Consider the following 12,921-nt stretch of genomic DNA (forward strand, 5'->3'; position numbering starts at 1 on the left):
CAAGTTGTGTAACCGTCGCCAAAAGCAGCCTGTCACCGTGACTTCACCGGGCAGGTGTTGATGCCGAGGATCGAATAAAGCGGGCATACGCCGATCAGGCCGGTGGCGAGCGGCACAATGCCGATCAGGCCCCACATGGTCTGCGGTCCGACAAAGACGAGCGACAGCAGGACAAGGCCGACAATCACACGCAGGGCGCGGTCGATGGTTCCTTCGTTCTTGGTCATGATGGATCTCCTTTTCATGCTCCTGAGGGGAGAGTAGCAAAAGGAGGTGGCCCCTGACGGTGACAGAGTCACCGAGGATCTGCGGCAATCTGTTCCAAGGCGCGTTTGTCCTTGATGGCGATGCCATCAGCCATTTGTTCGACCATGCCTTTGTCTGCAAACACCGCCAGCCGCCTTGTGACATAAGCGCGGCCCGATGCGGTTTCAGCGGCCAACGCGGCATGGGTCGCGTGCACGACGCCGTGGTCAGCCAGCCGCAAGAGCGCCTTGGCCAACCGCGCGTCAAAGCCGGTGAGGGCCACGTCTTCGACCAGTTGCTGGTATTCCGCAAACCGCAGGGCAACAGAGCTGAGCACCTTCTGGCGGAAGGAGGCGTCGTCTTCCAACTGCTGGCGGAACTGTGCAGCCGGGATCAAAATGCCTTCGATATCCGCCTCGACAATGCCTTCAGCGCCATAGGAGTGGCCGTCCACGAGGCAGGAAAAGGTTTGCAGGCAGACCTCTCCGGGACGCACCCGATAGAGGACCACTTCGCGCCCCGACGCCCCGGTCAGCATGACGCGGATCGCCCCTTTGGTCAGGTCCAGAAAACCGGGACATTCCTGACCCGGCTGGAACAGCGTCTGGCCCTGCCGGGCGGTGAAGGGACGGACCTGTGTCACGGCAGGCCGACCACAACGCCCTCGCGAATGACAGTGGGGTCATAGGCCTTGCGGGCAAACACTTCGCGCACCATCGGCTCAAAATGTTCGAGCGGTTTCATCGGGTAGTCGGGGTCGAAGGACGACTGGTCCCAGCGTTCGCAGAAATCGGCGCAGGACTGGAAGCAGGGGTGGTCCTTGAACCGGTCGCGCGCGTTGCGGTCCCAGCCGTAATGGTGGCCGTAGTACAGCATCTGGAAGATGCCATGATGTTCGACAACCCATGCGACCTCCCAGCGGACGAAAGGCCGGATCACCTCGGCAGAGAACCGGTCGTGGTTTTGCGGGGCCAGCCCATCACCCACGTCATGCAGCAAGGTGCCCACGATCCAGTCAAGATCTGCGCCGTCGTTTTCCGCGCGGGTGGCGGATTGCAGACCGTGTTGCAGGCGGGTGATGCGGTAGCCTTCGAGCGTCGTTTCGCCCTGACGGCGCAATTCGTCCAGAACGCGGTCTGGCGTCAGCGCGAGGTACGGCTTTTCCAGCTTTTCCAGCAGCTCGTAATCTTCCTTGGTGCCATCCTTCATCTGGGTGAAGGACACGGTCTGTGTGTCGCTCATTGGCTTAATCCTCTTGCTGGTCGCATCATGCGTCAGCTTGTGTGATTGCGCCAGATGCCCCTTGAATTCGGGGCGCAAAACCCCGATATTCGTGATGTTCCTTCGGGGACTATGGACATAAACGCGCGTTCAATAAGCGGCTCGGACCCGGGGGCGGTACCCGGCGGCTCCACCAAACAACCTGTCATTTGCAGGACCATGGGGCCGAAACAGGATCGACGAACGTCTAAACACGTTAGCTTTGTCTCGGTGAGATACCACCGTTATCGGTTCACCAAGTATAGTTGCAAATGACAACCATGCTCCGGTAGCGCTCGCAGCGTAAGCTGTTCGCAATACCGAACTTTAAGCCCTTGCGCCTAGCAGCGTAAGGCGGGGTTCGCAGGCACCTGGCAACAGAAGCCTGCATTTTCAAATCAGTACAGTTCGATCTTCACCTATTGCGTGAAGTCCGTGATGACGGCGGTTCCCGGCGGGGTTGGCCCGCGCATGGCGGCCAGTTCGGCGCTTGCGCCCGACAGCGTGACCTCGCGCGACACCATCGGGCGGATGTCCACTTGTCCGCGCTCGATCATGTCGAGCAGTGTGGGGTATTTCCAGGCGGGCATGCCGCGTGTGCCGAAGAACGAGAGTTGTTTGCCGTAGATGTCGCGCATGTTGACAGTCATCATGCCGGTTTCGCCCGCAGGCATGCCGACCTGAACATGTCGGCCGAGGATGCGCAGGCAGTCGATGGAGGCATTGGTCGTGGCCTCGATTCCCAGTGCTTCTATGGAGACGTGTGCGCCGCCGCCGGTGATGTCGTGAATCGCACTGGCGACGTTTTCCTTGATCGCGTTCACCGCCGCATCGGCCCCGAGGCTTTTCGCGTGCTCAAGCTTTTCATCCACCACATCGACCACAACGACCTGTGCGCCCAGCATCTTGGCCAGGAGCATCGCCGACAAGCCGATCCCGCCCGTGCCGTGGATCGCCACCCATTCACCGGCGCGGACATTGGCGCGGTCGGTGAGCGCGTGCCACGCGGTTGTCACGCGGCAGCCCAGACCGGCGGCGAGCGCGGGGGTCATGGACTCGGGCAGGGGAACAAGGTTGTGGTCAAAGGGCACCGCCACCAGTTCGGCATAGGCCCCCGGTGTCCCAAAGCCGGGCACGATCTGGCTGGCGCAGGTGTTGGACACGCCGGTCTGACAGGCCGGGCAGCTGCCGCAGGCGAGGATGAAGGGCGCGATCAGACGCGCGCCGACTTTGTGCTTGGCCTGCGCCCCGGCCTCAACGACTGTGCCGCAATATTCATGGCCCAGAATGTCGCCCGGTTTGACCTTGGGGTGTTCGCCGGTCCAGCCGTGGAAATCCGACCGGCAAACGCCGCAAGCCTCGACCTTGAGGACAACGCCGTTCTCGGGGCAAACGGGGTCCGGCACGGTTTCGATGGACAGATCTTCGTTGAACGCCCGGATCACGGCTGCGCGCATGGTGTTTCCTCCCTTGTTTGCTGCATATGAATCCGGCGTGCCGCGAAGATCAAAGAGAAAATCGACTTTGCCAGCCCTGCGCTCACGTCTGTTTCACTTGACGGCGCTCGCGTGAACGGCATCAGTTGGATGATGTTTTGGCGGAGTGTTTTCATAGCCTTGTGTCTTGCCCAGCCAGCACAGGCGTGCCGGACGGCATTGATCCTTGCCATGGATGTTTCGCAATCGGTCGACCCCGGTGAGTATCGTCTTCAGATCGACGGGTTGGCGGCGGCTTTGCGGGATCCCGAAATTTCCGAGATCCTTGTGCGCGACGAGGTGGCACTGAGCGTGATCCAGTGGTCAGGGGTCGATGCGCAAGAGGTCAGCCTGGACTGGACGCAAATGATCAGCCCCAGTCATGTGCAATTGTTCGCGTCTGCTGTGGAACGCCTGCCGCGCGCCTTTGTCATGTCGAACACGGCACCCGCCGAAGCGATGAACAAAGCGCTACGCCATTTCGACCGTGCCCCGGACTGCACGCGGCGGATCATCGATATGTCAGGCGACGGCACGCCCAATGCCGGAGGCGAAGTGCGCCAGATGCGCCGCGCGGCCGAACGGGCAGGGGTGACGGTGAACGGGTTGGCGATCGAAGGGCTGGGCCGTGCGATCACCAATTTCTATCAGCGCAGCGTGATCACCGCGGACGGGTTCGTCGAGACCGCCCGCGGGCACAGGGATTATGCCCGCGCGATTCGCCGGAAGATCCTGCGTGAAATCAGCTCTGTCTTCGGCTGAGTGTTTTCCACCTGATGTCCGGATTTGGGGCATGCGGACACTTTCGTTTTCGATTTAATGCAATATGATCAGGGTAGACTCGGGAGATGACGGCGATGACGACTGGCATCAATTATGGCAGCCTGATGCATCAGGCGATGCGCGGTTTGATCCGCACCGTCCTTCAGGACGTCCAAAGAGATGGTCTGCCGGGGGATCACCATTTCTTCATCACCTTCGACACAGGCCATCCGGATGTGGAAATCGCGGATTGGCTGTCGGACCGCTATCCCGGCGAAATGACCGTCGTGATGCAGCATTGGTTCGACAATCTGGAAGTGGCGGAGGACGGATTTGCCGTGACGCTGAACTTCGGGGACGCCCCCGAACGGCTGTATATTCCGTTTGATGCCGTCCTCACCTTTGTCGACCCGTCGGTCGAGTTCGGTCTGCGCTTTGAAAGCATGGAGGGTGAAAGCGACGACGACGGAGCGCTTGTTCCTGCGCCGCGCGCCGTGAAAGAGCCCAAGGTCCGCCCCAAGATCAAGGAAGTCGATGCTCCGAAGGCCGGACGCAAAGACGCCGATGTCGTCAGCCTCGATACTTTCCGCAAGTAAGGCCCTTGCCAGTTTGACAATTGCCCTGCCGGTGGGTTGCCGCTAAACGGCCTGCAACTGCATGCCGAGGAGGCCGAAATGGCTCAGACCCGCACAGAATCCGACAGTTTTGGCCCGCTTGAAGTTCCCTCTGACAAGTATTGGGGGGCGCAGACACAGCGGTCGATCATGAACTTTCCCATCGGCTGGGAAAAGCAGCCTATTGCGATTGTCCGCGCGCTGGGTGTGATCAAGAAAGCCTGCGCACAGGCGAACAAGGCGTCCGGCGATCTGGATGCGAAACTGGCCGATGCGATCATTCAGGCGGCGGGTGAGGTCATCGACGGCACCTTCGACGACAACTTTCCGCTGGTGGTCTGGCAGACCGGGTCGGGCACCCAGTCGAACATGAACGCCAACGAGGTCATTGCGAACCGCGCGATTGAAATTCTGGGCGGCGTGATCGGATCGAAAGACCCGGTTCACCCCAATGACCACTGCAACATGGGCCAGTCGTCGAACGACACCTTCCCGACCGCGATGCACATTGCGGCGGCGATGATGGTGCGCGACACGCTGCTGCCGGGGCTGGAAAAGCTGGCGGCGGGGCTTGAGCAAAAATCGAAAGAATTCGCCAACATCATCAAGATCGGTCGGACCCACACCCAGGACGCCACGCCGCTGACACTGGGGCAGGAGTTCTCGGGCTACGCGCACCAAATCCGTCAGGGCATCGCGCGGGTCAAAGCCTGCCTTCCGGGCATCTACGAGCTGGCGCAGGGTGGCACAGCTGTGGGCACCGGTCTCAACACCAAACAGGGTTGGGGCGAGACCGTGGCGGCCAACATGGCCGAGATCACGGGGCTGCCGTTTGTGACCGCGCCCAACAAGTTCGAGGCGCTGGCCGCGCATGACGCGATGGTGTTCATGTCGGGTGCTTTGGCCACTGTCGCCGGATCCTGCTACAAGATCGCCAACGACATCCGCTTCCTTGGGTCCGGCCCGCGCTCGGGTCTCGGCGAGTTAATCCTTCCGGAGAACGAGCCGGGATCGTCGATCATGCCGGGCAAGGTGAACCCGACACAGGCCGAGGCGCTGACGCAGGTGGCGGCGCATGTCATGGGCAACGATGCGGCGATCAAGTTTGCCGGAAGCCAAGGGCATTTCGAGCTGAACGTCTACAATCCAATGATGGCCTATAACCTGTTGCAATCCATGCAGTTGCTGGGTGACGCGGCGGACAGCTTTACCGAACGGATGCTCTTGGGGATCGAGGCGAATGAGCCGCGCATCGACAAGCTGATGAAGGAATTGCTGATGCTAGTGACGGCGCTGGCGCCGACCATCGGCTATGACAACGCCACCAAGGTCGCCAAGACCGCGCACAAGAACGGCACCACGCTCAAGGAAGAGGCGATTGCGCTGGGCTTTGTCGATGCCGAGACTTTTGACCGCGTGGTGCGTCCCGAGGACATGATAGGTCCGAAGGGGTAAGCCGTTTCGAAACGGCTTGGGACGCGATTTCGAAATCGCGTCGGCAAGGCCCTTCGAAGGGCCTTGCGTCGCTCTGCCGGGGACGTATCCTTGCCACATGAGCAGCGTCACCAACCTCAACCAGTTTCGCAAGACCAAGGCGCGGGCCGTAAAGCGCGCCAAGGCGGATGAGAATTCGGTCAAGTTCGGGCGCAGCAAGGCGCAGAAGGCGCTGGAGAAATCGCAGGCTGAAAAGGCCAAGCGCGATCTGGACGGCAAATCCACCACATGAGCGGACGGCCCGTCAAACGGTCACTGACCCTGCGGGGACATCGCACCAGCGTGTCTCTGGAGGATGCATTCTGGCGCGCGTTTCGGGATATTGCCGAGGCGCGGGACATGCCGATCAACGCGCTTGCAGCAGAGATCGACGAGGCGCGGGAGATCGAGGTCGGATTGGCCTCGGCGATCCGGGTCTATGTGCTGGATTGGTATCGGGATAGACAGTCGCCAACGCAATCGTCGGGCGCGGCAAGTTAATAGGGCAAGCGTTCGCCCGGGTGGGCACGGAACGCGCCCGCCATGGGTCGGGCGGACGCGTTGCCGCCGCTGGCGCGACGGCGGGTCTCATGATTGGCGATCTTACCCGATCACATTATGCTCGGGTCCATACGGGAACCCGGTGATGTTGGTTGCGCCATCCTCGGTCACGACAAGGATGTCATGCTCGCGGTAACCGCCAGCCCCGGCAGTGCCTTCGGGGATCCAGAGCATCGGTTCGATTGACACAACCATGCCCGGCTCCAGCACCGTGTCGATGTCCTCGCGCAGTTCCAGACCGGCTTCGCGGCCATAATAGTGGCTGAGGATGCCGAAGGAGTGGCCGTAGCCGAATGAGCGGTAGTGCAGCAGGTTTTCCTGCGCGAACAGGCGGTTGATCTCGTCACAAATCTGGGCGCAGGAGATGCCCGGTTTGATCAGGCTCAGGCCCAGTTCATGGGCAGCGACGTTGGCGTTCCAGATGCGCAGGGACTCGGCGTCGGGTTCTCCAAGGAACAGCGTGCGTTCCAAAGCCGTGTAATAGGCCGAGATCATAGGGAAGGTGTTGAGGCTCAGGATGTCGCCGTATTGAAGTTGTCGCATTGTCACCGGGTTGTGGGCGCCATCGGTGTTGAGGCCGGACTGGAACCAGACCCAGCTGTCGCGCATCTCGCTGTCGGGGAAGCTGCGGGCGATCTCGAGCTCCATCGCGTCGCGGCCCGCCATGGCGATGTCGATCTCGCGGGCACCGGCCCGGATGGCATCGCGGATGGCATAGCCGCCCACATCGGCTACACGGGCGCCTTCGGTGATGAGCGCGATTTCGGCGGGAGATTTGACCATGCGCGAGCGCATCGTGTCGGGGGCGATGTCGATCACCTCGCGGGTGTTCAGGAACGCATCCAGCGTGGCGCGGGCGGCGAGGGTCAGGTGATCGCCTTCGACACCGATGCGACGACCTGTGCCGACCAGTGCGGCGACCGCGCGCCAGTAATTGTTGCGCTCCCAATCGGTGTAGATGACGTTGTCACAATGCGCCCGGCGCCACGGCTGGCCGCCGTCGATATTGGCGCTGACGGTGGTGCAGGTGTTGTGGGTCACGACAAGGCCATAGGGACGACCAAAGCTGCAATAGAGAAAGCCCGAGTAGTAGGCGATGTTCTGCATCGAGGTCAGCAGCACCGCGTCGAGATTGTGGCTGGCCATGATCGTACGAAGGCCTGCGATGCGCTGGTCATACTCGGCCTGCGCAAAGGGCAGCGGGGCCTTGTCGCCATTGTGGCAGGTAAAGGTCTGGGGACGGTTGGGGGTATCGAACATAGTCAAGTCTCCGAGCATCTGCCGGGACTTCACGAAAAACGCCCGGCATCACATCCGGGCGTTCAGGACGATACGCTTTCTGAGGAAAGCTTGATGTGGGTCTTGCTCCGACGACGCCATCGTCGGCACATCTGTGCTTTCGATGGCGAAGGGCGGTGAGTTTGTCAATATGGATTGTACAGGGTCACAGACGGCGATTGATCGCCACGGTGCCGAGCAACATGTCGGTCAGGCCCTGACCCCGTTCCGTGAAGAACATCATCGCGATGGAGATCAGCTGCAGCGGGAAGATCGACATCGACACGGTATAGCCCAGCGTGTGCATGAAAGCCTGGCTGAAGTCGAAATGCTCGCCCCGGCTGTCGCGGAATTCGATGGACATCAGGCGCATCCCCCATGTGGCTGACCCGCCGGTCAACGTGGCCACGCGGTAGATGAAGCCCACCACGAAGAAAAGAAGCGGCAGGAACCAGAGAGCGATGAACAGGGTCATCACCACGATCGGCACCACCAGCGCAAGGATCAGCGCTGCGTCGATCACCCACGCCAGGCCACGCTTGATCGGGACGCTGTCGTAGAATTCAGGCTGAACCATCGGGTCCGGCAGGTTGGGATAGGTATCAGAGGCGTACATCGTCGGGAACCGTAGCTTTCGGGACAGGGACAGGTGTGGCCCCGATATTGGGGCCACGGGCGGTGTATACAAGGCTTACGCCTCTTCGGACTCGCGGGCAGCTTTTGCGGTCTTGGCGCGGTCTTCCATGAACTGGTCGAACTCGGCCTTGTCCTTGGCATCGCGCAGGCGCTTCAGGAACGCTTCGAAATTTTCCTGCTCTTCTTCGAGACGGCGCAGGGTTTCGGACTTGTAGGCGTCAAAGGCGCTGTTGCCGGACGAGCGCATGGTCGTGAAGTGCGAAGACATGCGGCGACTGCGATTGCAGGAAGAATTGAACATACGTTTGCTCCAGATCATGTAGGCAAGAAGGGCGAGACCGATGGGCCAGAAGAAGATAAGGCCAAGGACCATTGCGGCGATCCAGGCGCCTTTACCTTTGTTGTCCAGCCACGCCTCGGCGCGGGAAAACCAACCCATTCGGGCCGGAAGAGATGCGGGGGCGGCGATCGTGCTCATTGTCAACTCCGTTGTTTGCGTGATGTGAATGTCTTTCACATTGAACAGATCGGAGTTTGTTTGGGTGATTTCAAGAAAGAATGTGAATGTTTTTTACATTTACTTACTTTATGAAGTGAAATCAGTTATTTGCGCGTTGCAAATTTTTGGAAGCAGCGCGGGATCGAGCGGAAAAACATGCCGCGGCGTGCCTGCTGCGGCCCAGATCACGTTGAATTCCAGCAGCCGGGGGTCCAGCCAGGCCCGGATCGGATTGAGATGTCCGACAGGGGACACGCCCCCGATGGCAAAGCCTGTCTGTGCGCGGATCAGGTCGGCATCCGCCTTGCCCAAGGCTTCACCCGCGCAGGCCGATGCCTTGCTCGAATCGACACGATTGCCGCCCGCTGTCAGAAACAGCACCGCATCGCCGCTGGTTTCGGCGCGGAAGATGATGGATTTGGCAATCTGATCGAGGTGACAGCCCACGCTGTCGGCGGCCTCTTGTGCCGTGCGGGCCTGCCCGACATCGCGGATATCTGCAGGCAATCCCAGTGTTTCGAGGGCGGTGCGCACACGGGCGAGGCTTTTGCTCATGGGGTCTCTCTTTGGGAACACGGACTGTTCTGTTGTGATAGGACGTCAGACATATTCGGAAAAGGTGAGATTGCCCATTGTGCAATGGATGGCTCTGGCCTTATGGTAGTCGCTAGCCCAATCCGTTTCACGGAATGCGGGTACATGAGTTTCGCTGTTCTGAGCATCGGCAGAGTGTCCTGAGTTCAGAGCAGGCTGATATGGCCCAAAAGGCCTTCTACAAACACCTGAGGTTTATCCGAACATCAGGTTCGCAACGGACGCGGTCACCCCTGTGACATGTGTCGGAGAAGAAACGCGATGAAACGCGCGCAGGACATGAGGCCAGAGCAACGGGGTGTTTCACCCCGGCCAGCCGCTGCGCACGCACTCGCCATGACAAGACACACCCGATCCCGGCCCCTTACCGAAAGGTGGGGGCGGCGGCGGTTGTGCGCACGGAACATATGCCCAAGAAAATGCTTATCGATGCCACCCACGCGGAGGAAACCCGCGTTGTGGTGGTCGACGGAACCAAGGTTGAGGAATTTGACTTTGAATCCGAAAACAAACGCCAGCTTGCTGGCAACATCTACCTCGCAAAAGTAACACGGGTCGAACCGTCGCTTCAGGCGGCGTTCGTGGATTACGGTGGCAATCGCCACGGTTTCCTCGCGTTTTCGGAAATCCACCCCGACTACTATCAGATCCCGGTCGCGGACCGCGAAGCGCTGATGGAAGAAGAGCGTGCCTATGCCGAAAGCCAGGCGCGCCGTGAGGACGAGGACGAAAAGCCGAAATCACGTTGTGGTCGGGGCCGCAATCGGTCGCGTGCCGCCAAGGCCGACAGCGATGACGCGGTCGCAACCAAAGACGTGTCGGACGAAATCTCCGGGATGGAGACCATCGACCTTTCGGACGAGGGCGACGACGACACCGAAGGCCTGTCGCCGATGGAAACCGTCGCGGAAACTCCGGTCGAAGAACCCGAGTATATCGAGACATCAGAGCCCGCGGCGCTGCATGACGAGGATGATGACGAGGATGATCTGTCCCAGCCGGCGGATCGCGATGAAAACATCGAATCCGTCGCCGATGACGACACCGAGGAAGATATCCGCCCGCGCCGCAAGCCGCGCCCCAAGCGCTACAAGATTCAGGAAGTCATCAAAGTGCGCCAGATCCTTCTGGTGCAGGTCGTCAAGGAAGAACGCGGCAACAAGGGCGCGGCGCTGACCACCTATCTGTCGCTGGCAGGTCGGTACTGTGTGCTCATGCCGAACACGGCGCGGGGCGGTGGCATCAGCCGCAAGATCACCAACGCGCCGGACCGAAAGAAGCTCAAGGAAATCGCCAACGAGATCGACGTGCCCAAGGGCGCGGGTCTCATCATCCGGACGGCAGGCGCCAAGCGCACCAAGACCGAGATCAAGCGCGACTACGAATACCTGCAGCGTCTGTGGGAGCAGATCCGCGAGTTGACGCTGAAATCTATCGCGCCGGCGAAGATTTACGAGGAAGGCGACCTGATCAAACGGTCGATCCGCGATCTCTATAACCGCGACATCGACGAGGTTCTGGTCGAGGGCGAACGCGGTTATCGCATCGCCAAGGACTTCATGAAGATGATCATGCCGTCCCATGCCAAGAACGTGAAACATTACGCCGACCAGATGCCGCTCTTTGCGCGTCATCAGGTGGAGTCCTACCTGTCGGGCATGTTCAACCCGACCGTGCAGCTCAAATCCGGCGGCTATATCGTGATCGGTGTGACCGAAGCGCTTGTGGCCATCGACGTGAACTCGGGCCGCGCCACCAAGGAAGGCTCGATCGAGGAAACGGCGCTCAAGACCAACCTTGAGGCCGCTGAAGAAGTGGCGCGTCAGTTGCGCCTGCGTGACCTTGCTGGCCTCATCGTGATCGACTTCATCGACATGGACGAGCGCAAGAACAACGCCGCCGTCGAGAAGCGCATCAAGGACAAGCTCAAGAACGATCGTGCGCGCATTCAGGTTGGGCGCATCTCGGGTTTTGGCCTGATGGAAATGTCCCGCCAGCGTCTGCGTCCCGGCATGATCGAGGCGACGACCCAGCCGTGCCCGGCCTGCCATGGTACAGGGTTGATCCGGTCGGATGACAACATGGCGCTGCAGGTGCTGCGTCAGATCGAGGAAGAAGGCGTGCGCCGCCGGTCACGCGAGGTTCTCGTACGTTGCCCGGTTTCCATCGCGAACTTCCTGATGAACCAGAAACGCGAACATGTCGCCCAGATCGAGCTGCGGTATGGCATGTCGGTGCGGATTGAAGGCGATGTGCATCTGGTCAGCCCGGACTTCACCATCGAGAAGTTCAAGACAGCGACCCGCGTGGTGCCTGAAGCCCCCGCCCATGTCGTTTCCGTCAACTTGTCCCTGATGGATCAGGTCGATGAGGATGCGGCGGAAGACGAGGATGAGGACGAGGGCGAGGATCAGGTCGACGCGGTGACTGAGACCGTCGAAGAAGACGAGTCCAAGCCGAAGAAGCGCCGCCGCCGGTCGCGCCGTGGCGGACGTGGTCGCAACCGCAACCGCGATCGTCAGGACGACGGCGAGAACGGGGCCGAGGCTGGCGAGTTGGACGAGACCTCCGACGGCGAAGGCGCTGTAGACGCGGTTGAAGCCGACGCGGCATACGATGCCTCGTCAGATGCTGATGCCGCAGACGAGACTCCGGCCAAACCCAAGCGGACCCGCAGCCGGTCCCGCAAGTCGGGCTCCACCGCCAAGGCAGACGGGGCAGAGGCCAAGACGGCCAAGGCAGAGGTGGAAGATGCACCTGTGGTCGACGCTGAGGCAGTCGACGCTGCTCCTGCAGAAGAGGATGCGCCCAAGAAAAAGCCGCGCAGCCGGTCCCGCAAGAAGGCAGAGCCCAAGGCGGATGCTGACGGTGCTGTTGAGGCCGCCGAAGAGACCGTAGAGGCAGTTGCCGAAACGGCAGACGCACCCAAGGCGAAGAAAGCTCCGGCGCGCCGTTCACGGGCAAAGAAAGCTCCTGAACCCGAGGCTCCTGCCGCGGCCGTGATCCCTGCCGAAGAGATCGCCCCCGTGCCGGAATTGGCGGCACCGGAGACGGTCGAGGCCGAAGCAACTGCGCCAGACGTCACCGAGGAACCGGCTCCGGTTGCCGAGACCGTCTCGGAAGAACCTCCGGCGGCGTCGCCTGAACCGGAAACGGTCGGGGCAGATGCCGAAAGTGCGTCCGACGACAGCAACAAGAAAAAGCGTCGTGGTTGGTGGTCTCTTGGCCGCTGATCTCTGACCGATCGAACCAAGAAACGCCCTCGTGTCCTTCACGGGGGCGTTTTGCGTTTTCGGCTATGCCTTGCGGATCACCCAAAGCATGGCAGCGCCCTGTTCCTGGCTTTTGACCAGCGTGTGCCCAGCTTCATTGCAAAAATGCGGCATGTCGACGATGGCGGCCGGGTCGTCGGTCAGCACGTGCAATTCGCTGCCGGACGACAGACCCATAAGACGCTTGCGCGCCTTGAGAACGGGCAGGGGGCACAGAAGCCCGGTGGCATCGAGATGTTCACTCATACACG

The 12,921-nt window shown here is 60.8% G+C and carries 15 protein-coding genes and 1 other RNA gene; 7 read left to right on the forward strand and 9 right to left on the reverse strand.

The genetic code is table 11. From position 1 onward, the window contains the following. Positions 1–32: 32 nt before the first annotated feature. The 3 genes from ACMVPR_RS03275 to ACMVPR_RS03285 all read right to left on the reverse strand — a co-directional run bounded on the left by ACMVPR_RS03275 (position 33) and on the right by ACMVPR_RS03285 (position 1,488). Positions 33–227: a YgaP family membrane protein gene (locus ACMVPR_RS03275; RefSeq protein ID WP_292265014.1), complete on the reverse strand. Its 195-nt coding sequence runs from the start codon at positions 225–227 to the stop codon at positions 33–35. Between the two features lie 68 nt (positions 228–295). After that, on the reverse strand, positions 296–889 hold the full coding sequence (locus ACMVPR_RS03280) for a Crp/Fnr family transcriptional regulator (protein WP_416881696.1): 594 nt from the start codon (positions 887–889) through the stop codon (positions 296–298). Beyond that, entirely contained in the window at positions 886–1,488 is a 603-nt protein-coding gene (locus tag ACMVPR_RS03285; RefSeq protein ID WP_416881697.1) for an HD domain-containing protein, read from the reverse strand. Before ACMVPR_RS03285 ends, ACMVPR_RS03280 begins: the two co-directional genes overlap by 4 nt. 57 nt (positions 1,489–1,545) lie before the next feature. Here ACMVPR_RS03285 and ssrA point away from each other — a divergent pair. Beyond that, positions 1,546–1,898, forward strand: a transfer-messenger RNA (tmRNA) gene (ssrA, locus tag ACMVPR_RS03290). Between the two features lie 27 nt (positions 1,899–1,925). Here the strand turns inward: ssrA and ACMVPR_RS03295 are convergent. Then, entirely contained in the window at positions 1,926–2,963 is a 1,038-nt protein-coding gene (locus ACMVPR_RS03295; protein WP_416881698.1) for a zinc-dependent alcohol dehydrogenase family protein, read from the reverse strand. 210 nt (positions 2,964–3,173) lie between these two features. On the opposite strand from ACMVPR_RS03295, the gene ACMVPR_RS03300 reads away from it, so the two are divergent. From ACMVPR_RS03300 to ACMVPR_RS03320, 5 genes are all read left to right on the forward strand, one after another. After that, positions 3,174–3,743, forward strand: coding sequence for a DUF1194 domain-containing protein (locus tag ACMVPR_RS03300; protein WP_416881699.1), 570 nt, complete (start codon positions 3,174–3,176; stop codon positions 3,741–3,743). Positions 3,744–3,838: 95 nt separating this feature from the next. Next, a complete protein-coding gene (locus tag ACMVPR_RS03305; RefSeq protein ID WP_300581897.1) occupies positions 3,839–4,339 on the forward strand; it encodes an SspB family protein in 501 nt (166 codons plus the stop codon). Between the two features lie 78 nt (positions 4,340–4,417). After that, entirely contained in the window at positions 4,418–5,812 is a 1,395-nt protein-coding gene (gene fumC, locus ACMVPR_RS03310; protein WP_416881700.1) for a class II fumarate hydratase, read from the forward strand. 97 nt (positions 5,813–5,909) lie between these two features. After that, entirely contained in the window at positions 5,910–6,083 is a 174-nt protein-coding gene (locus ACMVPR_RS03315) for a DUF4169 family protein (protein WP_416881701.1), read from the forward strand. Next, positions 6,080–6,331 carry a ribbon-helix-helix domain-containing protein gene (locus ACMVPR_RS03320; RefSeq protein WP_300581907.1) on the forward strand — a complete coding sequence of 84 codons (252 nt, stop codon included), beginning with the start codon at positions 6,080–6,082 and terminating at the stop codon, positions 6,329–6,331. The genes ACMVPR_RS03315 and ACMVPR_RS03320 overlap by 4 nt, the downstream gene beginning before the upstream one ends. Before the next feature lie 102 nt (positions 6,332–6,433). Here the strand turns inward: ACMVPR_RS03320 and ACMVPR_RS03325 are convergent, their stop codons facing one another. The 4 genes from ACMVPR_RS03325 to ACMVPR_RS03340 form a co-directional block, all read right to left on the reverse strand. Then, on the reverse strand, positions 6,434–7,651 hold the full coding sequence (locus ACMVPR_RS03325; RefSeq protein WP_416881702.1) for an aminopeptidase P family protein: 1,218 nt from the start codon (positions 7,649–7,651) through the stop codon (positions 6,434–6,436). Positions 7,652–7,835: 184 nt separating this feature from the next. Next, a complete protein-coding gene (locus ACMVPR_RS03330) occupies positions 7,836–8,285 on the reverse strand; it encodes an RDD family protein (RefSeq protein ID WP_416884609.1) in 450 nt (149 codons plus the stop codon). A gap of 75 nt (positions 8,286–8,360) precedes the next feature. Beyond that, positions 8,361–8,783 (reverse strand): DUF2852 domain-containing protein, encoded by a 423-nt coding sequence (locus ACMVPR_RS03335; protein ID WP_292265002.1) that lies wholly within the window; start codon positions 8,781–8,783, stop codon positions 8,361–8,363. Positions 8,784–8,891: 108 nt separating this feature from the next. Continuing rightward, positions 8,892–9,359, reverse strand: a complete 468-nt coding sequence (locus ACMVPR_RS03340) for a YbaK/EbsC family protein (protein ID WP_416881703.1) — start codon at positions 9,357–9,359, stop codon at positions 8,892–8,894. Positions 9,360–9,805: 446 nt separating this feature from the next. Between ACMVPR_RS03340 and ACMVPR_RS03345 the strand changes: the two genes are divergently transcribed. Continuing rightward, positions 9,806–12,631 (forward strand): ribonuclease E/G, encoded by a 2,826-nt coding sequence (locus ACMVPR_RS03345; RefSeq protein WP_416881704.1) that lies wholly within the window; start codon positions 9,806–9,808, stop codon positions 12,629–12,631. A gap of 63 nt (positions 12,632–12,694) precedes the next feature. Here the strand turns inward: ACMVPR_RS03345 and ACMVPR_RS03350 are convergent, their stop codons facing one another. Beyond that, positions 12,695–12,916 carry a sulfurtransferase TusA family protein gene (locus ACMVPR_RS03350; protein ID WP_416881705.1) on the reverse strand — a complete coding sequence of 74 codons (222 nt, stop codon included), beginning with the start codon at positions 12,914–12,916 and terminating at the stop codon, positions 12,695–12,697. Positions 12,917–12,921: the final 5 nt, after the last annotated feature.

Source organism: Marivita sp. (assembly GCF_048006345.1).
Taxonomy (GTDB): Bacteria; Pseudomonadota; Alphaproteobacteria; order Rhodobacterales; family Rhodobacteraceae; genus Marivita.